Raw genomic sequence first — 26918 nt, 5'->3', positions numbered from 1 at the left:
ATGTTACATTCTATTTGGTAATCATACTCAGGAAAGTAGTAATAAATGTATCCAACGGTTCTGATTTTTTTAGCAATTTGCTTCGCGTTACTGCACCTTCCCAACCTAACCAAAAAAATTCTGCTAATAATCTACAATCAATTCTTGAGCTAATTTCTCCTGAATTTTTTGCTAATTCTAGACATTTCTCTATTTTAATTTGCCAACTTTGCAATACCTGTTCAAGCAATAATGCATAACCTTGAGGTAAAAGCGATTCTTCTTGAATTAATTCACCAATTAAACAGCCTCGATGATAATCATACTTTGCCATACCTTGCTTTGCATCTTCGTAAAAAGCTTTAATTCGATCAATTGCTGATTCAATTGATGAATTGGTTAAATGCTTATCTAATTTGTGAGCAAAAAAACTGTCATAGCTAGCGATGATAGTTCTTCCAAAGTCTTCCTTACTTTTGAAGTAATAATAAAAGGAGCCTTTGGGAACACCTACTTGGTTTAAGATACTTTCAATATTTGATGAAATATACCCATAGGTAGTCATTAATTCAATTCCACTACGAATCAATGCAGATCTAGTCTCATTACCTTTTTTTGTATTACCTTTTCTCGTAGTCGTCGAGGCAGAAGTATTTTGATTAAATGGCATAAGGTTCCAACATTTTGCGTGAATATAAATGATTGAGCTTTAAATTATGATAAATAGTCATATCAATAAATGCAATAATTTGCCTATAAACTAAACTTGTTGTATTGTAAAAAAACCTGACAAATTATAATTTTGTCAGGCAATTAATATAAGTGAAACCCAATTGATAACTCTATATTTTTACAAACTATTTTGTTTTATTACGCTTTACTTTTTCTGATACTGCACCAATAAATACAACATCGCTTGATGAATTAAGCGCAGTTTCAACAGAATCTTGAATTACACCAATAGCTATACCAATACCAATGACTTTAGCTGAAATTTCGTTAGGTATACCAAACATACTGCAAGCTACAGGAATGAGCAGTAAAGACCCCCCCGCGATTCCTGATGCACCACACGCGCATATGCTCGTCACAATACAAAGTAATACCGCAGAAAGAATATCAACTTCTATATGCAAAGAATTTACGGTAGCTAAAGTTAAAATAGTGATAGTAATTGCTGCACCTGACATATTAATTGCTGCACCCAATGGTACGGCCACGGAATAAGTATCTTCATCCATTTTTAATTTTTTACAAATTTCGATATTAACAGGAATATTTGCCGCTGAACTGCGAGTAAAGAAAGCTGGAATAGCACTATCTTTTAATGAAGTTAAAACCAGTGGATAAGGATTTTTACGCATAACAATATAAGCTAATAAAGGATTCATAATTAATGCCACAACTAACATACAAGACACTAATACGATTAATAGATGGGCATATTTTAGTAATTCCCCAAAACCTGTTTCTGCAAGTGTTGAAGAAACCAAACCAAAAACCCCCAATGGAGCAAAGCGAATAATAATTCTCACAATGAATGAAATGGCTAAAGAAAGATCATTCATCATCGTCTTGGTTGTTTCACTTGAGTGCCTTAACGCAATCCCAATACCAACTCCCCAAATAATTAGTCCAATATAATTAGCATTAACAAGCGCATTAACTGGATTGTCTATCATTTTGTTAAACAAAGTTTTTAAAACTTCAACAATACTTCCTGGAGGAGTTAATTTAATTTGGTCAGCAGCATCACCTAAGGAAATATCAGAAGGAAAAATAAAACTAGCAACGGTTGCTAATAAAGCGGCCAACATCATACCAGAAAAATAAAGAGTAAGAAGTTCGCCCATATTAGCGCGTTTACCATGTTGGTGGTTGGATATTGATGCAATAACTAAAATAAGTACTAAAATTGGAGCGACTGATTTTAAAGCATTAATAAAAAGTGATCCAATAAAGGACATATCTAACGCAAGATCTTTCGAAAGAGCAGCTAAAGTGATACCTAAAATTAACCCTAATACAATTTGTGGTATCAGCCCTACTTTAAAATAAAAACGAATCAATCTATTGGTTGAATGAGACATAGTATTTCCCTATATAAGAATATAACGTCAAAACATTACCATAATTAAACAGTAAAACTATAAAAAAATTATCATGATAACTATTTTTAATATGATATTGTTTTATTATTAAGATTTGTTATTTCTTTTTTATTGATAAGGATAGTAAAAATCAGTGATCGGGTGTCATAATTTTATGAAGATTTAGAGAAAATAATATTAGCAAACCATCAGAAAAAATTGGATATTAACATGTGAAGTTTTTAATAATGCCATGTTAAAATATTCTAAGTATATTTAATTTAAATGAATTTAAAAAAATTTTCTAATAATTAATCTGAAACTCAAACTTTAGACAATGTTTGTAAACTTCATAATATGAGGAACATTATTTTACTGATTCAGACTTTTTCACTTTACTAAATAATATTTATGATAAATAATCAAAAATTACAATAACATTTGGTGTTCTCAGTTTATTTTTTATAGCAGAGGTGATCATAATGACAAACATAAAATTAAATAATGGTATCGAAATGCCAACTTTAGGATTTGGTGTTTATCAAATTAATGAAAAATATTGTAAACAAGCAGTATTAGATGCAATTGAAGTTGGTTATCGCCTTATAGACACTGCTACAGCTTATCAAAATGAACGCCAAGTTGGAAATGCAATTAAAGTAAGCGGGATTAACCGTAAAGAACTATTTATTACCACCAAACTTTGGTTAAACCGAGCTAGTTATGAAGGGGCTAAAATCCAATTTGAACAATCATTAAATTTATTACAAGTTGATTATATTGATTTATACTTAATTCACCAACCTTTTGGTGATATTTATGGTGCTTGGCATGCAATGGAAGAGTTATATGAGCAAGGAAAAATAAAAGCCATTGGCGTCAGTAATTTTCACCCAGATCGCTTAGCTGACTTAATGGCTTTTAATAAAATTAAGCCTGCCGTAAATCAAATAGAAGTTAATCCATTCAACCAACAGTTACAAGCAGTACCTTGGATGCTAAGTAAAACTATTCAACCCGAAGCATGGGCACCCTTTGCTGAAGGAAAAAATGATATTTTTAATCATTCTGTGTTAACCACAATTGGTAATAAATATAATAAGTCGGTAGGTCAAGTTATTTTACGATGGTTAATACAACGTCAAATAGTTTGTTTAGCAAAATCCGTTCGAAAAGAACGTATGGCTGAAAATTTTAGTATATTTGATTTTGAACTTTCTAATCAAGACATGATCGATATTACTGCTATTGATACTGCAACCAGTGCTTTTTTCTCACATCGTGATCCGGCAATTGTAGAGTGGCTGACTAAACGCCGACCTAATATTTAAATTTGCCCTCTTTTTATAAACTTAATATTAATAGACATAACTAAACCACCTTTAAAAAAGGAGGCTTTTAAATTCATAAAGTGTTGCGTATGTAAACGGTTTTGATTACGATATTTTAAGTAATTCTTATGTGTGATATGGATAGCAATAATAACATGATCATGTATCGTTATTTTCAATCACGTTATTTAAATTAAATTTTGGGTAGTATTTTGAATGGCATTATTGAACATAATTGAGATAGTCAAATAAACCGGTATTCGCAATGTCATACCGGTTTTCAAATATTAATAAAACTTATTTAACTATTACCAATTCGCCCTAATACCAACAGATGCACTAATCGGTGCTTTGACTCTTGCAGCTCCACCATTTGTCCATGTATGACCGATTTCTGTATAAGCGCTGAATTGATTATTCATTTCATAACTGCCACCGATTGCCATTTCAGAACTTAAATATTTAGCACCATTGCTAAATTCCGTAGCAGCATTTTTATTAGCAAATGTCACATGATCAGCACCACTTGGTGAGTAGAATAAGTTAACACGAGCATAAGGTCGTAATAATGCATCGTTCATTTTGAAATTCCCTTCAAAACGAGTACCAATTCTAAACAACCAAGCATTATTATCACGATGCTTTACTTTAGTATTGCCACTAATATGACTATCATGCATATCAAGCCATTGATGAATGATTTGAGCTTGCGGTTCAAACTTCCAGCCATTATCCGATAAGATAAATGGTTTACCTGTTTCGATTGATGCACTTAAGCCATAACTTTTTTGTTTGCTATTTTTATTACTATCAGGTTTGACATCTACACGATGACGAGCTCCTTGTAAAACAAGGTCAAGATAAGTACCATCGTCTTGCATATAGGTACTATAAACTCCTAAAAAGTAGGAATTTATGCCATTTTTACCTACTTGCCCATTTCGACCACTGGCAAATCCATCAACGGTTAAATTACCGTACAAATAACCAAAATAAGTACCTAATCGCCAGTTATCCTCTTGCCAAAGATCACTTCCTAATTGAAAACCAGTATAGTTTCCTTTGCTTCGAGGATTGGTAATACCATTTTGTTTCAAATCAATACGTTTGGTGATGATTCTTCCCCAACTTATTGGCGAATCTAATAATGGCATATTACCAATACGTTGATGTAAATTACTTTGCATAATATTTTCCGCTAATCGGAGTTGTTTTGCAATTGCGCCAAACATAGGAACTTCTTTACGATAAGTTTTTACTCCAGTTGGTGTAACAGGTTTTTCTGGCTCAGGATCAATAGCAGGATCGGTTGGCTCTAATGGATCGATTGGATGTGTTGGATTCGTTGGATTCGTTGGATTCGTTGGGTTCGTTGGGTTCGTTGGGTTCGTTGGGTCTGTTGGGTCTGTTGGGTCTGTTGGGTCTGTTGGGTCTGTTGGGTCTGTTGGGTCTTTAGGTAAATAGGAACGTAAATACCAGTTATTATTTTGGTTTTTAAGATCGCCTTTATGCAAATAATACTCATATGCACCAACATCTAAATGATCTTCTTGCATTTTAAATGCGTCATTACTACTTAATCCATTAACGTGGACTAATTCAATGCCATCAGTATAACTGGTATCAGCACCCAATCCGTTAATATTATTGATTTGTATGACTGTGTTCCCTGATACATTACCATTTACTAATAATCGATCTGTTGGACTATTACTATTTTGAACAACGGTATCAAGTACCAATTTTCCCTTGTTTCCAATATAATCACCAGCAATAATTAATCTGTCGCCTGCAAATGCATTACCAAGTGTAATAGTTCCTCCATTATAAACACTTCCACTAATTTGCGATTGATGTACACTCGATTGAAGATCAACAATTGAGCCTGAATCAAGAGTTAATTTATCAGTGTTTAAATCACCTGTTAATGTTAAACTACCAATCTGACTCAGATTAATATTTTCCCATCCAACAATTGATACATTACCAATCGACCCGCTAGATGTTGATGAGCCGATAAGATGAACATTAAGATTAAGAGTATCATTATCAGACGATCCATCTACACGTGTCAATTTATTACCGCTATCTATCACGGTTAGTTCTGATATATTTGCTCCTTCATTAATAAATAATGTATCGTTCCCATTCCCAAGTCTAATTTGACCACTGATTTTAGAACCGTCATTAAGAGAAATAATTGAATCTGTAATTTCATTTTTTATTGCGAGATCACTAGCTGATGAGACATCTGCACCCTTATTTAAATTTATATAGGTTTTTAAACCTTCTTTACCTGCGGTATAAATACCAGTTCCTGATTCATCATTTTGTCCGATTACCTTACCAAATATGTTAATCTGAGTGCTTCCGGTACCGTTATTGGTTACTTTAATACCATTATCATAACCATTAATGATGCCATTTGTTTGGTTTACTAGTAAATCTGAGGTTGAATCATCATTAGAGACTAAGATTGCTGAGCCGTTATAAGCAGTAATCTTACCTTCACTCAAAATACGGGTAAAACCATCTCCTTGATTAGTGAAATTAATGCCATTTTTAGCACCTTGGATTTCACTATCAGATTCTTGTCTAAATGTTAGATTATTAGCATCAGTATCATTAAAAGCAATTATGGCATCTAAAGTTTGGCTAACTATTTTACCTGCTACTTTAAGCCCCGTTGAACCTTGTCCATGATTAGCAAGATTAACACTATTAAGGTTACCAATTATTTCACTGTCTTTTGTTTGTCCAAACAATAAGTTATTCGTTGATGATTGGCTTATGGCTATAATAGCATCATCATGGTTGCCAATAACTTTTCCAGCTATACTAATTATGGTGGATCTTTGACCATTGTTAACTAGATTAATGCCATGATTGTTACCCTTAATTTCACCACCGGATTGAATTATATTGAGATCCTTAGCGTTAGTATTATTCGTTGCAACTATTCCATCCCCTTCATCACCCATTATCTTACCTAAAGTAGTAATAGATGTTAAACCTTGCCCATTATTTTCAAGAGTCATACCATTATGTTTACCGTTGATTTCACCCTCTAATTGGCTAATTTTAAAATCTGTACTACTGACGTTATTAAACGCATAAATAGCATCATTAAGTTTGCCAATAACATTTCCTGATGTATTAATAGATGTGGCACCTTTACCATTATTAATCATATTAATACCATATTGTAAACCTTGAATATTACCACTTAACTGAGAAACAGCTAGATCTCGGGTATTTTGTTCATTAACAGCAGTTATACCATTGTTTTTTGTTCCAATAACTTCATCTGAAGTTGTTATTGCTGTAGAACCCTTTCCTTCATTGCTAATATTAATTCCATTCAAATTACCTTTTATACTACCAGCGGTTTGCATTAAATTAACATCCAGACTATGAGTTTCGTTATTAACAAGTATTCCTTCATTTTCGTTACCTATAACATGTCCAGCAGTGTTGATGAAAGTTGAACCATTTCCTAGATTATTAAAGTAAATACCATTTTTTTTACCAACAATATAACCAGATGATTGTTTAGCTGTTAAATTTTTAGTGTTAATTTGAGTGATGGCATAGATTCCATTTTCTTGTTCGCCAATCACTTGTCCGGAAGTGGCGATAGTTGTTGCACCTGCGCCTTTATGTTCTACATTAATACCATCAAGCTTGCCATGAATATTACCTGCTGGTTGACGAATATTAAGGTCTTTAGTATTAGTTTCATTAACAGCTCTAATCCCATAATTATTTTCGCCTGTAATATCGCCAGATGTGCTAACAATCGTTGATCCATTACCTTTGTTGTTAATATTTATACCATTTGATAGGCCATTAATATTGCCAGCAGATTGATTAATTGTCAGTTCATGAGTATTCACTTCATTAACAGCATATATCCCATCATTTTGATGACCTGTCACTTCACCATTAGTCGTAATTAAGGTTGAACCGTTTCCCTGGTTAGTCATATTAATACCGTTGAGCTCGCCTTTTATACTACCTGTAGATTGACTGACGTTTAAATCGCTCGTATTTATACCACCAATACCAAATATACCATCTTTTTGTTGTCCTTCGACATTACCATAACTATTAATAGATGTTAATCCATTACCATTATTTACAATATTGATACCATATTGTTTACCCGTAATACTGCCTTTTAATTGGTTGAAAGTTAATTTTTTAGTATTGGCATAATTGTTAATACTCACACCATTTTGCTCACTAGCAGTAACCGTTCCTGAAGTGGTTACAATAGTTACTCCATTACCACTATTGTTGGCATTGATTCCGTTTAACTCTCCATTAATTGAACCATTAGTTTGGGTGACCGATAAATCTTTCGTATTACTGTTATTATTAACAAATATCCCATCATTATTTTCCCCAATAACCTTGGCTGAAGTAGTAATAGCAGTCGACCCATTACCCAAGTTATTAGCTTTGATCCCATTTAAATAACCACTAATAGAACCACTATTTTGTTCAATAGTCATATTATCTGCATTTTGTTCATTGAGAGCATTTATCCCTTCATTTTCATCGCCAATAACTTTCCCTACTGTTGAGATATTTGTATCTTCTTTACCTCTATTGATGATATTGATACCATTTTTTTTACCATGTATGCTTCCTGCTGATTGGGTAACTTTAATACTTTTAGAATCATCGTTATTTACTACAACAATACCATCATTTTCTTCTCCAACAACAGAATCAGAAGTTGTTATTGTTGTTATTCCTCTCCCATTATTAGCAACATTAACTCCATTTAATTTACCATGAATATCGGCTCCAACAATCTCTATAATATTTAAGTCTTGAGCATTAATTGAGTTTGAAGCATAAATACCATCATTTTGTTTACCTGTTACATCACCTCCAATTGAAATATTGGTCGAACCGGTACCATTATGATTAATATTAATACCATTTTTTTCTCCGATAATATCACCAGCAGGTTGATTTATAATTAAGTTATCAACATTAGCATCACTTGTATAAGAATAACCGTCGTCATTAGATTCAACATGGTGTGGAATCGATATCTCAACAGAGTTCTTACGCTGTGTAGCACTCAACAAATGATTTAGATAATCACTACGTTGTGAACTTAATAAAGTTTGATTTGAATAGTGTTGAGTAATTTTTGGGATGCAACGATTATTGTTAAGAGAAGAGTCTGTACATTGCGCATTACTAATGGGTATCATTGCCATAGTTAAACTGGCTACAGATAATAAATTAACTAAAAATAATCGACCTTTTGATTGCGCCTTTTCTGATGTAACAATGAAAGCTTTACGTCTAGCATTCCAAACTAATTTGTATACTTTATTCATTATTTCCTCCCATTCAAATAGACAATTAATTTATGCTGGATTTAACCAGTTTTTATTTGCAAACTTGTACTGAATGAAAATTACTAATTCAGATAAATCACTTTATTAATTAATAAATCAATTAGTGTATTAACGAACAACCATTTATAGATACATGACTTGGAAAAGATTTATGACTTCTTTAATTTTTGACAAAATTCAAGCTTAAAAAGACGTAAAAAATTAGTTGATTTGTTTCATCAAATTACAAATCAATTGCTATACCTCCTAACAATGACTTAAAAATACATAGTTTGAAAAATTTAACCTAAAAAAGACGCACGAAATGAGTTAATTTGTTTTATTGAGTTACAAAACAATTATCATATCGACTTAAGACAATTTACAAATATATAGGACATGGAAAATTTTTTAAGACTTCTTTAGATATTTAAAACACTTTATTCTTTCTAAACTAAGTTATGGGGGATATCTATATAAACAGCAACAGGAAAAGACTAGATAGAGAAATTATCTCTGAATATCCATATATAAAAAGATAATAAAGGATAATTTATATACATTTGTAACATATCGCGCATAAATAGGCAATGAAAATAATAAAAAAACTTAATCAATAGATTATAGTTAACAAAATATCAACTACATTTAAGTCAATTTGTATTGTTGATGAAACTGTAGAGATTTTAGAAAATGATTTACTATAGCTTAATAAAAATGAAAAACTCTTATCAATTTTATTAAATAATAAGACAAATACTATGAATTGATTTCTGCAACTTTTTTTACCTTTATTGAAAATTACCGGATTCACTGCTTAACCTCAGGATTTCTTTGCGATGAATTGAAATTTGAACCGCCATCTTTATCCTTTCCAAAGTTTAGAAAATAGTGACGATAGGAATAGACTGTTATTATCGAATTTTCATTGATTAAAAAAGAACAAGATTTGGAAGGAATTTAACTCCCTCTAGCTATTGTTTTAACTAAGAGGGATAGAATTGATATTAGAGTTTATTCACTTTAAAATAACTATTCAAAATCTATATCTAAATTAATACTTTAAAGAAAGTTAAAGAAGTCAAGATATAACCACCTGTAATTGCAACACCATAAGGTAATGTAATACCACCCTCTATTTTTTTTAACCATTTATATATAATTGCAATGATTACCAGAGGTAACCCTAAAAATGTAGTCACTGCTAAGAAAAACATTATGCTACTTGTAGGAACAGTTATCAAAAGTACAGTAATTAATTTTATGTCTCCAGCACCTGCAATTTGGCAATAAAACATCAATAAACCACAAACTAAAAATATTCCAGACGCACCATAATTTAGTGCCCCAAGACCAAAAGCATAATTTAACATCGCCAAAGCAAATATAACTATGACAATATAGTTTGAAATTATTCGATATTTTATATCCGTATAACAAGAAATCAACAAACACAACCAAACAGTTAAAATAATAGTGTCATTAAATAATTCTTGATTAATCATTACTGTACTTGTCCTAAAACATGATCTTTACCGTAAACATCGTGCATAGCATTCATCAAAAATTCCACTCTTGGCGCAGTCCAATCTCGGTCAAGGACACTAGATTGGTCTAATTTATAATACCAGCCATTACCTACACCATAAACATCACCATCTTCATTCCAATAAAATAAAAATTCCATGCCCCCATCAAATTTAGTCAATATTCCATTAAGTTTTCTTTGCACTACCGAACCAATTAACTTTTTACCATAAAGTATCTCATTTAAACGACTGCAACCTTTTATACCCCATGTTAGTAAACTTTTATGTTTTGTAATAGCAACACATCCACGATAACGACAATAAATTGAGTGTGCAGCCGCTTTTTCACTTGCTGCACTTTTACCTAGGATAGGTATAGGACTTTCAGTTATGTTGATTGGATCTTTTCTATCATCCTCAGCATCTTTCTCATCTTCATCTTCATTTTCTATGTGTTCAGTTTCACCATTATCATTCCATTCTTCATCATCATCATCCTCTTCATTAATATTTTCATTTAATTTGCCATCGGGTAAATATAAAGTGTTCCCCATTCCAAAAACTTCACCTTCATAGGTTAAATAAGTCAAAAAACCATAACCACCTGTAATTTGTTTTATAGATTGACCAGAAGAAATACCTGAATTAGATTGTACTAAAGCATTATTAATCCTTACTGGTTTAATGGAATAAACACAAGATCTCTGATTTTCTGGACAGAATTTATTGCTTACAGTAACGCCCCAAGCAAATATAGTTCCAGAACGAGTAATAGCATAAGCACTTCGATAACCAACACCCATTGTTCTCACTCGGCTGTCGTTAAAAAAACTTGATGGAATCTGTTGGAGTTTTTGTTTAAATTGTAAATTGTTAAGTCCTGTTTCACCAAGATTTCCTCTTCCCCAAACCCAAACATCGCCCGAAGCAGTTAAAGCATAAGATGTATATTCGTTACAAAAGATATCGATAACCCTTTTACCAGATAAAACTTTGACAGGTGTGGCCACAAAAATGGAATCGGTTCCCACTCCACCTGTTGCTTGTCTGTTATAATTACGGCCCCAACCCCATACGTCACCATTTTCATCAAGTGCAATAATATGATATCTTCCTGCTGCAACTTGCATTATAGTAAGCCCTTCATCAACGAATTTTTGTACTCTCGCCGGCACACTCCTCCAGTGAACGAACGAAACACCATTACCTTGCAGCCCCTGATTTCTATAACCCCAAACCCAAACATCACCATTTTCAACAGTAACCCCTGTATGTATCAGGTTTAGGCGTGTAGTTGCTTTCACGCCTGTTTGGGTTGATAATATTACAGCATCAGTTTCTGAATGGGCTATAGCAGGAAGACAAAAGTAAGTCAAAAACATCACTATTATTCTTATTGATTTCATTTCATTATTACTCCTATTTTAGCCCTATTAATATTCATTCTGATTTTTTTTGATGAATTTTCCAGTTTCAATTCCAATGACTTTACTTATTACAGCGGTCAAAGACTTCCTATCTTTTGCCTCCATTAAGAATATTGGGTTACCATTCATGCATTTAGTAAACCACTTACCGAACTCAGCTTCATATTGAGCATCAGTTGTTAAATTACTCGCATTAGGATTTAATTTTATATAGTAAATAATTGCACTTTTAGCCTGATTTGTAAGATAACCTTTATCAAAATTCTTCTTATCTCTTAATCCTGATGTTATTGCCTGACAAACACCCTTATCTAAAAAATCATCTCTAAGAACACCTGCACCGGTATCATCTTTACCATCACTAATAATAATCATAACTTTATTGTTGCCATTACCTTTAGCCATTACAGGAACGGTTCTCAATAATGCTGTTATGGTGTCAGTACCTCCCCCTGGCATCCAATTTGTCTTTTTTATACTTGTTAAAATATTATTATTATGATCTCTATCATCACTGAAAGGGATTAAATGAGGGGCAGATTCAAAGTTCTTAACATATTTTCCTTCTGCTATTTCTTTATACATATCATCCGTTACCGTTCTTTCACGAATCATCTTTTTATTCATAAGATTATTACTGTATAACGGTGATTGACACATGCCCATAAAAGGTGAAAATTCCGCAAGTACAGGTGAAATAGGACGCTCAAATGTTATAATATTTTTCTTTGTATCGCTGAATAAAGTATCAATAGTACCTTCTACATCTACTGTTTTAGTGTTAGCAAATGAATAATGTACATCTTTATAATTTCCTGAGAACATGTAATCAAACATTTGAACCACTGCAGCATATTGAGTATTTATGAGGACTCTATTTTTTTCTGGATGATCTTTTCTGTCTGTGCCACAAGCATATTCATGTAAACCATTTTCAATTCGATCTTGATAATCAGTTCTCAAACTACATAAACCAGCATCAACTAATGCTTGATTATTACCATATTCTAAACCTAATGCAGGTCCAATTATTTGTGCATAATAGTTATAATAAGAACTATCCATATAGTAAGTTAACAATTTTCTATGCTTAGGAAAATAATTATTTTTATCCAAATAATCTGTAATAACTTTATCTTTTTTCAGTTTACTCCATTTTGTAAACCCAATATTTTTGTTTGCCCAAAAATTATAATCGATAGAATTATAAGGTTGGTTCAGTTTATACATAACAGAACAATCATAACTTTGCCCCCCAGCTGCATTCTTAGTTTGGCTTTCTACTGGGACACCAATATCATAGGGCACTAATGCAAATTGGTATTCTGGATAATCTTTATATTTTTCAATAATGTCTGTTATTGCCTCTTTCATATAGTCAAGACGTCGCTGAGCATTATTATTTGAAGAATAATTATTACAGTTTACATTACTATATTGACATGTTGATGAAGAAGAAAAATCGCTGATAAAAGCGAAATCAAATGAATCTCGAATTAGATATTTTCTAGTATTCCCATAGCTTTCTGTTTTATTACCCACAACAATTGGCTGAGGTTGTTGACCATCATGAAGTTTAATCTCAGTAAATTCGTTAAACGCTTGGTTATAGGCGATATAATATTCCTCTTTATCTCCATTATAATCTATTTTAATTTTGGACCCCGGTTCTAATAAATTTGCATCTGACACAGAGTGATCACCAATTTTTTTAGAAATGAAATAATTAATATAATTCAATGCGATTTTTCGATTTTGTTTTTTTGCTTTATCATCAACATTTCTGTTATCTATAGCTATCACCGCTAATGATGCTTCATTAGTAGCCTCAGATATCTTAGCCCGATTGCGCATAGTGTATGCTTGATTAATTGAAAATGCCACACAAGTAAAGATAGCAGGGAGCATAATTGCCATAGATATTGCTACTGCTCCAGAAGTACACTTGAAAAAAGAATCTTTATGATTTCTTATAATTAATTGGCTATTATTGTTCATATTATCGTCTCAAAAGTGTATTTAATAATAAGTAGGACAAATTCTTGAATTGTTACAACGTGACAACACAACAACGTTACTACATAGATTTGGTACGATACCATCTGAGCTTTGTCCAGTATGATTTACCAAATTTAAAAAAAGGCTGTCTTCATTGACAATACACATTGAAACCCGATATAAAGGAATCCAACGCCCACTCAACATATTTGATGAATCTACAAATTTTTGGGCATAAGGAGCAAGTTGTTGGTAATTATTTGAAGGATCGTCCATGGCTGGTAAAGAATTAAAATAGCTTTTAATTGAATTATTACCACATGTACCTTTAGAACAAGATAGAATTTTTTTTCCATAAGTTACTAATTTGGCTTTTTCCAAATCTTCAATATTATCGGGATCTTGTAAAATAAACAGAGCCTCTATTTGTAAAGCAACTTCACGATTATTCAATAATGAGCTTGCTAATTTACTCATCTCATTGACTTGTTGTGAATCAAATAATTCACTAGAAATATAACAAGCATTTCTATTGGCACATAAACCTGCGGAAAGGACCTCCCCAGCTCGTTTGACTTTATCTTTATACAAAGTTGATCTTTCACGAAAAACTGATGCTACAGTATAATTTGCGCGTTCTATTTTATTTTGTAACATAATAGTTGTGTACACATCATAAATAATGAAAACTATGAGTGAAAACAATATGAAACAAAATGCAAACTCAATTGACAATGCTCCATCTTTATTATGGAAAAAGTTTTTAGAATCTTTCATTATTACCAATTTCCTTTGTTTTCCATTTCACTTTTAATAAACTCACGGTAAACGACAGTTTTTCTGGCCAATGCGGTGTCAAGAAAACTAAAAAACTCAGAAAATATAACTGAATATTGATATTTCAAATCAAATAGCAATAAGTTGGTTTCATCAGAAAGTGTTGTTTGACAATTGTTACTGATGATGTCGTTTATTTTTTTACAATACTTTACAGAAACTTCAAAATGATCAGGATTAGCGACATAAGGCCATAAAGGAACTTCAGATTGAATTAAATCTTCGATTTTCTCAGCATAATCGTCTTCTTCTGTGATGGCTACCTGCCTTGTTATTTCAGTAGTCATTAAATCTAAAGCCGAGCCAATAATCATAACTCGGCTAAATTCAAACGCCAACAAAAAAAGAATAAGTAAAAAAGGAAAAATAATGGCAAATTGTATTGAAACAACTCCATTTTTTTGTCTAAAAAAAAATTCCCAATATTTCAACATATTTTTACTCTACTTTGTCTTAAAAATGATTTTTCTTTTTTCTTAATAAAGAAAAAAAAGCTTTCTGTTGATCATCATTCATTACTTTATTGCCAATAATAGCAGCGGCTATTTCTTTTATTTCTGCACTATCACTTGCTTTCTTAAATTTATCAATACTTGGTATAAATTTACGAGTAAAGTCAATTTTCCGTTCTAAAAAATCTTCAATATCTGAATCACGCAAAGCATTTTTTTTATCATAAGGAATATCATCATTGAGACAAATTAAAAAACGCTTGTTGAGTAAATCAAAATTTGTGGCACTGGCGCGCGTGATTTCTGTTAGCATCTTCTTAGCCACTTTAATAGAATAGGGATCTCTATTTATTACAATAAAAATAATGTTAGAAAACGTTATTATTTCTTCAAAATGTTTGAATGATGAAGATAATCCCATATTCTGATCAATAATAGTAATGTTGAATTCACCAGAATGGAGGTCTTTATAGTTCCATGCTTTTTCATTAGTTTCTACTTTAACCTGCAAAGAATTTCCAACATCAATTAATGAACCATCATCAGGTATTGGCATTTCAAACAAAAAATCCGCATTAGAGCTTGTTGTTGCACCTTGTATATAAAGAAGTGGGTAATTGGTTAAATCACTAATTTTCTTGAGTGTATGAACTACCAATGATGAAGTTCCAATTCCGCCTTTACAACCTAAGAAGGTAATAACACTTCCTACTCTTTGACTTGAACCTGGAGGTGTCATGCTTCTTTTATGTAAAATATCTGGAATTTTTTCTAATTGACTATTTTCCAATAAGAAATATATTCCTTTTTTTAATAAAAATTCAGAGAACTGAATTGAATCATAACTACCTATAAGTACTGTTGTCGCTTGAATAGGAATACAACGATTGATATTTTCTGTTATTTGTTCAGCATCATCAGCATTTTGAATGTCTATAATAACTGCATCAAACTGATTCCAATTTGGCGTTTCTTTTAACTCAGATAATGTTAATGAAATAATCTCCATACCCAATATGTTATATAGAAATAGTACAGAACGAACTTTTTCAATTAATTCAGTTCTTTTACTTACAATAGCTACTTTATAGCCAGATATTCTTCCAACAACGAATTCTTGTGAAGGAGAATTTGTTGATGTATCTGTATCTTTTATATTTCCAAATAATTGCATAAGAATCCCAATAACCTTTTATTCAATAAAGCCCATGTCATTAATAAATTTTTCACTTTCGTTAGAAGCTGGTACTGTCTTATTTCTTTGCTTATTAATATTGTTTTTAATATTAAAGAAACTATTGATTACATCAGTCCGCTCTATAGTTGGTAATTCAATACTATCAAAACTATTTTTTGGTGTTACTAAATTCACTGTTGCAAAAACTACCATCTCGGATTTAGAACGACTCGTTGTTGAACTTCGCGCTAGTGCACCCAAAATTGGAATATCACTAATAAAAGGAAGACGAGATAATTGCTCCTGATCATTTTCATTAATTAATCCCGCAATGACAAAACTATCACCATCAGATAAATCAATAGTGGATCTTGTTCTTCGAGATGACAACGTAGGAATATTATAGTTATTAAAAGCGTACGAACCAGAAACTGAGCTCACTTCATTTTCCATGAATAATCTTATACGTTTATCATTATTTACTTTTGTACTAATGTTTAACTTAATACCATATTCTTTATAAGTCACATTAGCATCGCCATCTTTGTTTTTAGTTACAATAGGAATCTCACCTCCGACCAAAAACGATGCAGTTTCACCAGAGAGCACAGATAAATTAGGCTGAGCTAATACTTTAGCCAAACGATCATTTTTTACGGCACGGATCATGGTGGTTATATTATGTATGTTTAATCCTTTTTTTATGCCTAATAGTGAAAACTCACCAATAGAGTTGACAACAGATTCATTATTTATCATGCTGTCGAGGGTCAAACTTTGCCATTCAATACCTAGGGAATCTGTGAAATCCTTGCTAACTTCAACGAACGTTAATTGCACGTTAACCTGATATTCTTGTATTACTCTGATATTATCGATTATATTGCTGTAAGTATAATAATCTTGGAATGTAATAGGAATCCCTCCAGAGCTCCCTTCACTATTGTATTCCGCTCTAATCCGTTCTGCATTTTGCCCAATTGAAGACCCTATAAGGGCCAAAATTTTACCTTTTGTTGTAGTATCTGGTACAGTACCTGATAATATATACACAAATTTACTATTTAACTCCCCACTATCATAACGATCGATTGTTACATTACTATTTGGAAAATTTTGCGCTAATCGATTTGTAATTTGATATAAAAGCGGATCGACATTAATAGTGTCATTAATAATGATATTATTATCGCTATCATAAACAATTAAACTTGCCCTTCCGTTTGATTTTCCATATATAATCAGTGATTTACTACCAACAACCTCATAATTTGCTATACTGTCTTGGCTAATAAAAACGGTCCCGACATTTTCTGGCAACACTAGTGTTTTACTTTGTCCGATTTGTAAATTGTGAATATTAGCAAAAGCCAATGAAGAAAAACCAATAGATAATAAACAGATTAGAGGTTTGAGCACTTTAATAATTGATTTAGTTCTTATTAGCATTCTTAGTTACCTTTTAACAAATTAATTCGTGTTCCTGAAAAAATATCTTTTTCAGATAGAGGCCAATTTTTTTCTTTATCATTTAAGAGACGTAATCCATCTTCAACATTTTTTTTGAAAGTACTTGGGTACATAATAATTGTTGAGTTCGCCATTAATGTTCTTAATAACTTAATTTCCTGATTAGAAAGTTCTAGTTGAATTTTAGGAACATCATTTTTGTTATAAATTTTGTCTAAACCTTCTTCGTGATCAAAGAATAAAATTTTCTTGCCAACAATAATTGGTTTTATGCGATTTTTAATGAAATCACGACCAGGGGAAACAAATTTATTCTCTCTGATATTTGATCCTTTTTCTGTTTCATCAGCATAAAAAACATAAAGATCAACCAGATCGCCTTCTTTAAGATTTTTTACTAAATAAGAATCAAGTGGATCTAATGCAAATGGAAACATATAATTGCCATCTTTTAATGCTAACATCACATAATCTTTTGAAGTTGGGGATACAATAAGACTTTCTTCAAATATAGTATCTTTAGCAATATGGTTTTTTACAACATGAGCATCAATTTCAGCCGCATTAGTTATAAACTTAGGTCTTTCTTTATCAATAGCAACTTCAATTGATTTAAAATAGTAGTCATTTTTCGTCAAGATTGTTTTTTTATCGATATTATGCTTTGCCACAGCAACATTAATGAACTCAGTTTTAGGCTCTTCTTTTTTAGGCGGTTCAATCACCACTATTGGATCTGGTGGCTCAACAGTTGAAGGGGCTGACTTAGTAAAAAGTAAGGCCAGACCCACAACTATCATGGCTAAATATAAAACAATTAATTTTTTATCTTTCATGCAAACTCCACTCCGTACTATATTATTTTTTTACTTTTCCTTTGCACTTATTTCTTTTCTAAATAAAAATCAAACGCGAAACAATGAGCTTTCCCTTTAGAATTAGGTCCAGCATAAAAATCTTTTACTATTGATTTTTGTTTAGTTTTTATTTTAAGAATTAATGTTTTTTCAGCGGTTAAGGTTCCTGTAACTGTTGCAAAATCGCGATCACTACTTGAAATATGTTTGATAATTTGATTAATTCCCTCAGCAGGAAGCGTCACGCCATAAAATGACAATTTAAATTCTGTAGGAGAAATTTTTTCAACTGAATAATTTTTTTTACTTAATTTATTTTCAGTTTCAAAAGTTATCCTACTAAACTTTCCATGTTCCCCAGAACGAACCACTAAGATAGCCAATTGAGTAGATGTTTTTTGAACGGTTTGTTTATTTTGTTTCAGGGAAACAGGTGGAACATTAGTCGATGAGCTAGTCATCTTTGAAGAATCCGTCGCATCTAATTTGGTCATATTTGTTAATTTAGCATTGAAGTCTGACTTAACGGGAGTGACTGACTTAGCTGATTTTATTGATTTAGTTGTATTTTTATCTATAGGGATAATTTTTGCATTTGTATTAGACGCTAACTGTTCTGCTGCTTTCTCAATTGTGTATTGTTTTTGATTATCATTTTGTGAAGATTTAACTTCATTAAACTTAATAGCCTCTATTGGCTCAATTTGTCTTAACTCTTGAACTAAGATATCTGGTTCATTAGATAGTCTATGTGCAACGCAAAATGACTTAGCTAATTGCATTTTATCCAACTTTACTAATGTAAAAAGTAAATTGTGAAGAATGGTTTGATCTCGATATCCTTTAGTATATAAAATATTGAGCTGTTTATAAGCTTCGCTGTATTCTTTATTTAAGATCGATAGCATTGCTAAATTATTAGTAACTTTATTTTCATCATAAAAGTTATCTCTAGCTTCATGAAATGCAAATCTTGCAGCATCATATTGTTTTTTTTTCAGCAATACGATACCTTTTACATTGTATGCTTCACCATTTTTACTATTGATTTCTATTGCCCTATTTAAATATTTTAATGCCGCATCATTGTGACCTAATCTAGATTCAACATGACCGTATAAAATAAGAATACCATCATTTTCGGTATTTTTTATAATAGGATCCAAAACTCTTTTCACAGCATTAAAATCATTAGAAAGATAATAAACTTTAGCAAGTTTATGTCTTGTATCTTCTGTATCTTCACGTTTCAAGCGCTGTTTATACAATTCAATTAAACCACCATAATTTTTTGTTGTTTCGTTAATATAAATTTTTTGTTGTTCATTCATATCATATTTTAATGTACTATTTTGACACCCAACAATAAAAAGTATCACTGAACATACAACCATAAATTTTGGTTCTAATAGCCTACTTGATTTACAGCATCTGGAAAAATAATTCATTATCTCTACATCCTATTAAACGTTGACACAATATTCATAAAAACAGGCCCAGCAATGATCACAAGAACTGGCGCTAGAAAAAATACCATCGTTGGTATAGTCAGCTTAGCAGCAAGCGCAGAAATCTGTTCTTCTATCGTTAACCTCTGCATCTCTCTTATCTCTGCTGATAAATCTAACAGAGCATCATAAATTGAGTTACCATAACTAATACTTCTTTTTAATGTTGCACAAAACATTCTCATTTCTTTGCTAGGCACTTCTCGTTGAATTAGATCAATTGAAAGTTCAATACCATTAACATCCATCATTAAACAAGCTCTTTCTAAAATGGCTGCGATATCTTTATTGATCGGCTTCACTCTTGTACTTAAATATCTAAAACTACTTTCGACTGTCATACCCGATCTAACCATAATCGCCATCATATCAATAACCAAAGGTAAATCTCGTGAAACAATTTTAATCTGTCTTTGTGTTTGTCTTTTAACAAGTATATCCGGAACGATGATGACAAAAATGACAATCAATAACAAAATAATCAATAATACATTTGGATTAATTTCAATAAGTTTGGAGATTTCATTTATCAAATAAAAAATCGAAAATACAATAATAATGGCATAAACTTTCCAGCTATTTTTATCCTGAAAACTTCTTAAAAAGCTTATAGATACACTGTTTTTTGCAACAATTTTTTCAAAAGCAATATTTTTCTCATTCACGCGTTTTTTAGAAGACTTTCTTTCTTGACTTTCATTATTGAGTAGTAAAGCAACCCTTTCTCGATTGCGATAAAGCAAATAGATATTAAACAACTGTCTACAGCCAACAACGATAAGAAAGAACGAGATTGTTATATTTAATAAGATATTCATAATTTAAATAATTTTATTAATCCAGTTTTTGATAATTAGAAAACCAATAACAACACTGCCTATAACATAGTAAATAATATAATGACCCCCATCAGTGTTTACTAAAAAGTTATAATTTTCTTTTGAGACAAGCCTGAGTAGTCCAATAAAAAGAAAAGGCATAGCACCTAAAATCCACATGGTCATTCTTAATTCAGCCGTTTTACCATCTCTAGTTTTAGCCATAATTCGATTGTCTGTTAACATTTTACTTAATCGGCTAAAAATCTCTTTTAGTTCGCCACCACTATCAAGATTAACCATTACCGTTAAAACAAAAAAATAATATTCAGGAAAAGGAAGCTGTAGATAAGAATTGATCAATACATTTTCGACGCTATCCCCTACTTCCAATCTATCACTAACCTCTTTCAACGTTTTGCCAACTACTCCTTCAATATTAGCCCCACAAGTTTTGAAGGTTGTAGCAATTGCATAACCAGAAGCAACAAGACCTGTAATAATATTTAATGCTTCTGGAAAATTATTATAAAACTCTGTTTTAAGCCTTTTTTTTCTATAAATACAAATTACTGCTATAGTAAAAATAAGGCTTAAAGGGATTACTACGTAGTTGTCATAACCTACATATTTCTTATTTAAAATAATACCTGCAACTGTTCCTATTAAAATGTAAATTATCGTTCTAGATTTTGATTGTCCCGTCATTAATAGACGAAGATTAAATTTGATCCAAGCGTTAATACCAAAGACAACTTGATCTGAAAAAGATTGTTCTCGACCAGGGACTTGATTTTCAATCAAGTTCGATAATGATATACTTTTAGGTTCAATATTATTGAAAACCTGTAAACGTTCCCTACGACGACGCAATGAAAAAAGGTTCATAAGAGCAGCGAAAATAAGAGCTATCGAAAGTATAATAATCATTATTCAATTCCCATGGCACTAAACATCAGTTTTTCTAAAATATTTGACATTTCATAATATTGAGCACTTTCATAAAGAGCTGAACGTTTAACTAATCCATTACAAACAAATTCGCCTTGAATTTTCCCATGAGGATCCCTTTCGTCATTAACGCGAAATTCAAATACGTCTTGAGTAACAATATTACCCGATTCTAATCCAATAACCTCTGTAATACTCATCACTTTCCGTTGACCATCGGGTAGACGTGAGACTTGGATAATAAAATTTATAGATGAACTAATGTAACGCTTAATTGCAGCAATAGGTAATTCAGACTGAGCCATAATAATCATACTTTCCAAACGCGCTAATGCATCTTTAGCCGTATTAGCATGAAGTGTTGACATTGAACCACTATGACCGGTGTTCATGGCTTGTAGCATTTCAAATGCTTCTTCACCACGACACTCCCCTAAAATAATCCTATCTGGTCTCATACGCAGGGCATTAATTAAGAGATCACGCATGGTTACTTTGCCACGCCCATCTTCACCACCACTTTTAGTTTCCATTCTAACTACATGTTCTTGTTGAAGTCTTAATTCTGCGGCGTCTTCAAGTGTGATGGTACGTTCATGTTCACCAATAAATCCAGAGAGGGCATTAAGCATTGTTGTTTTACCTGACCCCGTTCCACCCGATATAATAATATTCATACGACAACGAGCAGCAATCACTAAAAAATTAGCCATATGTTCGTTCAATGAACCGAATTTAATTAAATCATGAAATGTTCGGTGACCATTACCGAATTTACGAATTGACATTGATGTACCATCAATGGCTATTGGAGGAATAACAACATTAAGACGACTGCCATCAGGCATCCTTGAATCGACTAAAGGGTGCGATTCATCAATATTTTTTCCTACTTTATTTACGAGTCGTCTTGCAATATCTAGTAATTGTCGTTCGCTAATAAAAAATTTATCAGTTTTACTAAGAATTCCGCCTCGCTCAATATAAATACTATCAGGACCATTAACTAAAATATCATTAACCGTTTCATCTTTCATTAAAGAGTCAATTGGTCCATAACCCACGATCTCATCACAGATCATACCGGCTAATACATTTGATTCATCTGCTGTAATATAAGCACTACCTGAATTGATGATATCTCGGATTATAGTTTGTATTTCACGTAAAACTCGGTTAGGTTCTTTTTTAAATTGATCAATTAAATCAAGATCTAGGACTTGAAATACTAAATCACGAACCTTTCCCCACTCGTTAGAAAACTTAAATTGTTCATTAGCCATAGCGTTTTTGTTCGAGCCCCTAACTAACAAAAGCTACTTGCAATATATTGTATCAGCAACTTTTATCTTATAAATTGAAATGATATTAAACTATTCAACATCAATATCTTTTGTATAAAGAAAGAGATACTAGAATAGTAATTAAGCAATGATCCCATTTAACTCAAATGAATCAAATGCTTTCCCTAAAACATCATGAACCGTATAGAATTTTTATCGAAAGTACTAAAAACATTGCTGAAATATTTAAAACAATGATTGTATATATATATTCGCAGTTATATTGCGTTTATTTTTTGGTAAATCCACTTGTAAATTCAGCAACTTTACACAATCAGCTAACTGATAAACATAGTAATTCTTTTTAAATTTACGGTTTCTTTATAATTATTTTACTTTATTATTGTAAACTTTTCACATTATATGCGAAATAGTATAAATTTGCTAGTGCTAAATGTAAATTTTATTTAAATTTTTACAAAAATTAAATCGATATAAAACATTAGCTTAATTGTAAAAATAATAGAATCCTTGTTATTTAGTAAAAATAATAGCGATTATATGAAATTTTATTGAAAATTTATTGGGTGGTCATCTGGTTGTTAGGATAATTAAGCTATTTACAATATTAAAATTATTAAGAAATTTAGATATATCTCTAAGTTATTATGAGTTGAAAATAGGCAATGTAAAATGTGAGCTATCAATTAGTAAATTTGAGTATAAATAAATTAAAAGAAATGCAATTTTCACAATAATAAACTTAGGACTTAAGCTTATTATGCTAACCGTTAATAATACTTATTTTATTTTTCGACAGTTTATTTTTCATCTTGAAGCAAGCATAAATTACCTTAAAATAATAAACCACCCCTTATAAAGGCGTGGCTTATATCACTATAACAATAAGTATTGCTAATTAAGAAATGATATTAGACAACTTAGTGCTCAATTTATCAAATACATTACTTAACATATCATAAACTGGGCCACCTGAACTATTGAAAATAACTAAAATCACAGATGAAACACCAGCTGCAACGATTGCATATTCTATTGCAGTTACGCCACGCTCATTTTTAATGAATTTGTTTGCAAAATTTCTTACTTGCGCACGAACCGCTGATAAGTACATCATAATAACTTTCTCCTTAAATATTTACATTTTTTTTAAACTGATTTTCACTTTCTTAACTGAAAGTTTTCGCATTATATGCGAATTCATATTAAATTGCCAGCGAGAAATGCAATTTTATTTTAATTTTTTTTATCAATTTAATGAACAATATCATGAATTCAACCAACAAAAAATTATTTAAAATCATAAAGTAAACAGGTATCGTCTTAAATAGACATTGGAAGTTTTATTTAATTATTAAAGTAAAAATAATTTTCTCAATAAACTATTTCGCTAAAACATCATCGATTATTTAAATTACATAAGAGGAAAAAAGGAGCGGCAAAGATATAAGCTTTAAAATGGCTGACAAATCAATTTTAAAAAAACTAAAAATTCAATATTTAAAATATTTAACACTCAGGTTTATTCTTCATTTTAAAGCAAGCATAAATTACCTTAAAATAATAAACCACCCCTTATAAAGGCGTGGCTTATATCACTATAACAACAAGTATTGCTAATTAAGAAATGATATTAGACAACTTAGTGCTCAATTTATCAAATACATTACTTAACATATCATAAACTGGGCCACCTGAACTATTGAAAATAACTAAAATCACAGATGAAACACCAGCTGCAACGATTGCATATTCTATTGCAGTTACGCCACGCTCATTTTTAATGAATTTGTTTGCAAAATTTCTTGCTTGCGCACGAACCGCTGATAAGTACATCATAATAACTTTCTCCTTAAATATTTACATTTTTTTTAAACTGATTTTCACTTTCTTAACTGAAAGTTTTCGCATTATATGCGAATTCATATTAAATTGCCAGCGAGAAATGCAATTTTATTTTAATTTTTTTTATCAATTTAATGAACAATATCATGAATTCAACCAACAAAAAATTATTTAAAATCATAAAGTAAACAGGTATCGTCTTAAATAGACATTGGAAGTTTTATTTAATTATTAAAGTAAAAATAATTTTCTCAATAAACTATTTCGCTAAAACATCATCGATTGTTTAAATTACATAAGAGGAAAAAAGGAGCGGCAAAGATATAAGCTTTAAAATGGCTGACAAATCAATTTTAAAAAAACTAAAAATTCAATATTTAACACTCAGGTTTATTCTTCATTTTAAAGCAAGCATAAATTACTTTAAAATAATAAACCACCCCTTATATAAAGGCGTGGTTTATATCACTATAACAAATATTTATAATTAAGAAATGATATTAGATAATTTACTATTCAATGTATTAAATACATTAGTTAACATATCATGAACTGGGCCACCTGAACTATTAAAAATAACTAAAATCACAGATGAAACACCTGCAGCAACAATTGCATATTCTATTGCAGTTACGCCACGCTCATTTTTGATGAATTTGTTTGCAAAATTTCTTACTTGTGCACGAACCGCTGATAAGTACATCATAATAACTTTCTCCTTAAATATTTACATTTTTTAAAATTATTTTTTCACTTTCTTAACTGAAAGTTTTCACATTATATGCGAATTCATATTAAATTGCCAGCAAGAAATGCAATTTTATTTTAATTTTTTTTATCAATTTAATGAACAATATCATGAATTCAACAAACAAAAAGCGCCTTAAAATCATAAGGTAAACAGGTATCGTCTTAAATAGACATTTGAAGTCTTCTTTAATTATTAAAGTAAAAATAATTTTCTCAATAAACTATTTCGCTAAAACATCATTCGATTGTTTAAATTACATAAGAGGGAAAAAGGAGCAGCAAAGATATAAGCTATAAAATGGCTGACAAATCAATTTTAAAAAACCAAAAATTCAATATATTATACGTAATACTTAGTTTTATCCTTCATCTTAAAGAAAGCATAAATTACCTTAAAATAATAAACCACCCATTTATAAAGGGTGGTTAAATTAATATAATAATTATTGCTTATTGAACAATTATATTTACCAATTTAGATTTCAACTCAAAAAATATATTTTCTAACATATTGTGAACAGCACCATCATCTCGATTAAATATAGTCAAAGCCACCGCCGAAACCCCTGCAGCAACCGCTGCATATTCAATAGCGGTTACACCACGTTCATTTTTGATGAATTTATTTGCAAAATTTCTTACTTGTGCTCGAACTGCTGATAAGTACATCATAATAACTTTCTCCTTAAATATTTACATTTTTTTTAATATTTATTTACTTTATTTGTAAAGTCTTTTGCATTATATGCGCTTTAATATAACTTTACCAGTGCTAATAAAAAAATTACAACAGATATGAGTAATAAATATTTATGAATTAGTTAAAAATGAATTGAAACTAATTTTTTAGTTTGCCAGAGTAACAAGCAGACATCTTTAATGAAATAAAGATGTTAACAAAAATACAGTTAAAATTTTCATATAGTTAAAAGTATAAAAGATACTTACAATTTATTGAATAATGAATAATGAATAATTTTAAAGAGGAAAATAAAAATGATAAATTAAGATAGTCATATCAATAAATTAAACTTATCTTTTCTAATCGTTATTTCTATCTACTTTAACGTTAAGAAAAGTTATACAAATAAGTATACAAACTTAGATGACAATACTTAATTTATCTTTTAGTTTATTAAATAATTCAGTTAAGGCATTTTTAGCTGGACCATCATCAAAAAAAAGAACTGTAACTATCATTGTAAGTACTGATATTATAATTATGTATTCGA

The 26918-nt window shown here is 30.9% G+C and carries 20 protein-coding genes; 1 reads left to right on the top strand and 19 read right to left on the bottom strand.

All coding sequences use genetic code 11. The annotated features are described in order from the left end of the window. Positions 1-10: 10 nt before the first annotated feature. Entirely contained in the window at positions 11-649 is a 639-nt protein-coding gene (gene acuR / locus J4T76_RS08285) for an acrylate utilization transcriptional regulator AcuR (RefSeq protein ID WP_267340594.1), read from the bottom strand. Between the two features lie 187 nt (positions 650-836). Beyond that, positions 837-2069 (bottom strand): serine/threonine transporter SstT, encoded by a 1233-nt coding sequence (gene sstT, locus J4T76_RS08280; protein WP_267340595.1) that lies wholly within the window; start codon positions 2067-2069, stop codon positions 837-839. 482 nt (positions 2070-2551) lie between these two features. Between sstT and J4T76_RS08275 the strand changes: the two genes are divergently transcribed. Continuing rightward, a complete protein-coding gene (locus tag J4T76_RS08275; RefSeq protein WP_267340596.1) occupies positions 2552-3400 on the top strand; it encodes an aldo/keto reductase in 849 nt (282 codons plus the stop codon). A 308-nt stretch (positions 3401-3708) separates the two neighbouring features. On the opposite strand, the gene J4T76_RS08270 is transcribed toward J4T76_RS08275, so the two are convergent. From J4T76_RS08270 to J4T76_RS08190, 17 genes are all read right to left on the bottom strand, one after another. Further along, a complete protein-coding gene (locus J4T76_RS08270) occupies positions 3709-8763 on the bottom strand; it encodes an autotransporter outer membrane beta-barrel domain-containing protein (RefSeq protein ID WP_267355626.1) in 5055 nt (1684 codons plus the stop codon). A 1049-nt stretch (positions 8764-9812) separates the two neighbouring features. Continuing rightward, the gene (locus J4T76_RS08265) at positions 9813-10268 is read right to left on the bottom strand and encodes a prepilin peptidase (RefSeq protein ID WP_267340598.1); all 456 of its coding nucleotides are present in this window, start codon (positions 10266-10268) and stop codon (positions 9813-9815) included. Then, a complete protein-coding gene (locus tag J4T76_RS08260; RefSeq protein WP_267340600.1) occupies positions 10268-11698 on the bottom strand; it encodes an RCC1 domain-containing protein in 1431 nt (476 codons plus the stop codon). The genes J4T76_RS08265 and J4T76_RS08260 overlap by 1 nt, the downstream gene beginning before the upstream one ends. A gap of 27 nt (positions 11699-11725) precedes the next feature. After that, entirely contained in the window at positions 11726-13717 is a 1992-nt protein-coding gene (locus tag J4T76_RS08255) for a TadE/TadG family type IV pilus assembly protein (RefSeq protein ID WP_267345560.1), read from the bottom strand. Positions 13718-13738: 21 nt separating this feature from the next. Further along, positions 13739-14494: a tight adherence pilus pseudopilin TadF gene (gene tadF, locus J4T76_RS08250; protein ID WP_267340603.1), complete on the bottom strand. Its 756-nt coding sequence runs from the start codon at positions 14492-14494 to the stop codon at positions 13739-13741. Between the two features lie 2 nt (positions 14495-14496). Continuing rightward, entirely contained in the window at positions 14497-14988 is a 492-nt protein-coding gene (locus J4T76_RS08245) for a TadE/TadG family type IV pilus assembly protein (RefSeq protein ID WP_267340604.1), read from the bottom strand. 19 nt (positions 14989-15007) lie between these two features. Beyond that, positions 15008-16180 (bottom strand): hypothetical protein, encoded by a 1173-nt coding sequence (locus tag J4T76_RS08240; protein WP_267340605.1) that lies wholly within the window; start codon positions 16178-16180, stop codon positions 15008-15010. 18 nt (positions 16181-16198) lie between these two features. Then, positions 16199-17632, bottom strand: coding sequence for a type II and III secretion system protein family protein (locus J4T76_RS08235; RefSeq protein ID WP_267355624.1), 1434 nt, complete (start codon positions 17630-17632; stop codon positions 16199-16201). A 2-nt stretch (positions 17633-17634) separates the two neighbouring features. After that, a complete protein-coding gene (locus J4T76_RS08230; RefSeq protein ID WP_267345558.1) occupies positions 17635-18489 on the bottom strand; it encodes a hypothetical protein in 855 nt (284 codons plus the stop codon). Between the two features lie 47 nt (positions 18490-18536). After that, positions 18537-19958, bottom strand: coding sequence for a tetratricopeptide repeat protein (locus J4T76_RS08225; RefSeq protein ID WP_267355622.1), 1422 nt, complete (start codon positions 19956-19958; stop codon positions 18537-18539). 5 nt (positions 19959-19963) lie between these two features. Continuing rightward, entirely contained in the window at positions 19964-20836 is an 873-nt protein-coding gene (locus J4T76_RS08220) for a type II secretion system F family protein (RefSeq protein WP_267355620.1), read from the bottom strand. A 3-nt stretch (positions 20837-20839) separates the two neighbouring features. Continuing rightward, positions 20840-21766, bottom strand: a complete 927-nt coding sequence (locus J4T76_RS08215) for a type II secretion system F family protein (protein WP_267345557.1) — start codon at positions 21764-21766, stop codon at positions 20840-20842. Beyond that, the gene (locus J4T76_RS08210; protein ID WP_267340613.1) at positions 21766-23070 is read right to left on the bottom strand and encodes a CpaF family protein; all 1305 of its coding nucleotides are present in this window, start codon (positions 23068-23070) and stop codon (positions 21766-21768) included. The genes J4T76_RS08215 and J4T76_RS08210 overlap by 1 nt, the downstream gene beginning before the upstream one ends. 919 nt (positions 23071-23989) lie before the next feature. Continuing rightward, positions 23990-24208: a Flp family type IVb pilin gene (locus tag J4T76_RS08205; protein ID WP_267342174.1), complete on the bottom strand. Its 219-nt coding sequence runs from the start codon at positions 24206-24208 to the stop codon at positions 23990-23992. 503 nt (positions 24209-24711) lie between these two features. Further along, complete coding sequence (locus J4T76_RS08200; RefSeq protein ID WP_274460439.1) at positions 24712-24930, bottom strand: Flp family type IVb pilin; 219 nt, start codon at positions 24928-24930, stop codon at positions 24712-24714. Between the two features lie 493 nt (positions 24931-25423). Further along, complete coding sequence (locus J4T76_RS08195) at positions 25424-25642, bottom strand: Flp family type IVb pilin (RefSeq protein ID WP_267340614.1); 219 nt, start codon at positions 25640-25642, stop codon at positions 25424-25426. Positions 25643-26136: 494 nt separating this feature from the next. Further along, positions 26137-26358: a Flp family type IVb pilin gene (locus tag J4T76_RS08190; protein WP_267340616.1), complete on the bottom strand. Its 222-nt coding sequence runs from the start codon at positions 26356-26358 to the stop codon at positions 26137-26139. Positions 26359-26918 lie beyond the last annotated feature (560 nt).

The organism is Gilliamella sp. B3022 (genome assembly GCF_028751545.1).
In the GTDB taxonomy this organism is placed as follows: domain Bacteria; phylum Pseudomonadota; class Gammaproteobacteria; order Enterobacterales; family Orbaceae; genus Gilliamella.
This window is presented reverse-complemented; position numbering and strand designations above follow the sequence as displayed.

What these genes read in the sequence shown, in the direction of transcription:
- acuR (WP_267340594.1), bottom strand. Translation starts at nt 649, where the DNA reads ATGCCATTTAATCAAAATACTTCTGCCTCGACGACTACGAGAAAAGGT.
- sstT (WP_267340595.1), bottom strand. Translation starts at nt 2,069, where the DNA reads ATGTCTCATTCAACCAATAGATTGATTCGTTTTTATTTTAAAGTAGGG.
- J4T76_RS08275 (WP_267340596.1), top strand. Translation starts at nt 2,552, where the DNA reads ATGACAAACATAAAATTAAATAATGGTATCGAAATGCCAACTTTAGGA.
- J4T76_RS08270 (WP_267355626.1), bottom strand. Translation starts at nt 8,763, where the DNA reads ATGAATAAAGTATACAAATTAGTTTGGAATGCTAGACGTAAAGCTTTC.
- J4T76_RS08265 (WP_267340598.1), bottom strand. Translation starts at nt 10,268, where the DNA reads ATGATTAATCAAGAATTATTTAATGACACTATTATTTTAACTGTTTGG.
- J4T76_RS08260 (WP_267340600.1), bottom strand. Translation starts at nt 11,698, where the DNA reads ATGAAATCAATAAGAATAATAGTGATGTTTTTGACTTACTTTTGTCTT.
- J4T76_RS08255 (WP_267345560.1), bottom strand. Translation starts at nt 13,717, where the DNA reads ATGAACAATAATAGCCAATTAATTATAAGAAATCATAAAGATTCTTTT.
- tadF (WP_267340603.1), bottom strand. Translation starts at nt 14,494, where the DNA reads ATGAAAGATTCTAAAAACTTTTTCCATAATAAAGATGGAGCATTGTCA.
- J4T76_RS08245 (WP_267340604.1), bottom strand. Translation starts at nt 14,988, where the DNA reads ATGTTGAAATATTGGGAATTTTTTTTTAGACAAAAAAATGGAGTTGTT.
- J4T76_RS08240 (WP_267340605.1), bottom strand. Translation starts at nt 16,180, where the DNA reads ATGCAATTATTTGGAAATATAAAAGATACAGATACATCAACAAATTCT.
- J4T76_RS08235 (WP_267355624.1), bottom strand. Translation starts at nt 17,632, where the DNA reads ATGCTAATAAGAACTAAATCAATTATTAAAGTGCTCAAACCTCTAATC.
- J4T76_RS08230 (WP_267345558.1), bottom strand. Translation starts at nt 18,489, where the DNA reads ATGAAAGATAAAAAATTAATTGTTTTATATTTAGCCATGATAGTTGTG.
- J4T76_RS08225 (WP_267355622.1), bottom strand. Translation starts at nt 19,958, where the DNA reads ATGAATTATTTTTCCAGATGCTGTAAATCAAGTAGGCTATTAGAACCA.
- J4T76_RS08220 (WP_267355620.1), bottom strand. Translation starts at nt 20,836, where the DNA reads ATGAATATCTTATTAAATATAACAATCTCGTTCTTTCTTATCGTTGTT.
- J4T76_RS08215 (WP_267345557.1), bottom strand. Translation starts at nt 21,766, where the DNA reads ATGATTATTATACTTTCGATAGCTCTTATTTTCGCTGCTCTTATGAAC.
- J4T76_RS08210 (WP_267340613.1), bottom strand. Translation starts at nt 23,070, where the DNA reads ATGGCTAATGAACAATTTAAGTTTTCTAACGAGTGGGGAAAGGTTCGT.
- J4T76_RS08205 (WP_267342174.1), bottom strand. Translation starts at nt 24,208, where the DNA reads ATGATGTACTTATCAGCGGTTCGTGCGCAAGTAAGAAATTTTGCAAAC.
- J4T76_RS08200 (WP_274460439.1), bottom strand. Translation starts at nt 24,930, where the DNA reads ATGATGTACTTATCAGCGGTTCGTGCGCAAGCAAGAAATTTTGCAAAC.
- J4T76_RS08195 (WP_267340614.1), bottom strand. Translation starts at nt 25,642, where the DNA reads ATGATGTACTTATCAGCGGTTCGTGCACAAGTAAGAAATTTTGCAAAC.
- J4T76_RS08190 (WP_267340616.1), bottom strand. Translation starts at nt 26,358, where the DNA reads ATGATGTACTTATCAGCAGTTCGAGCACAAGTAAGAAATTTTGCAAAT.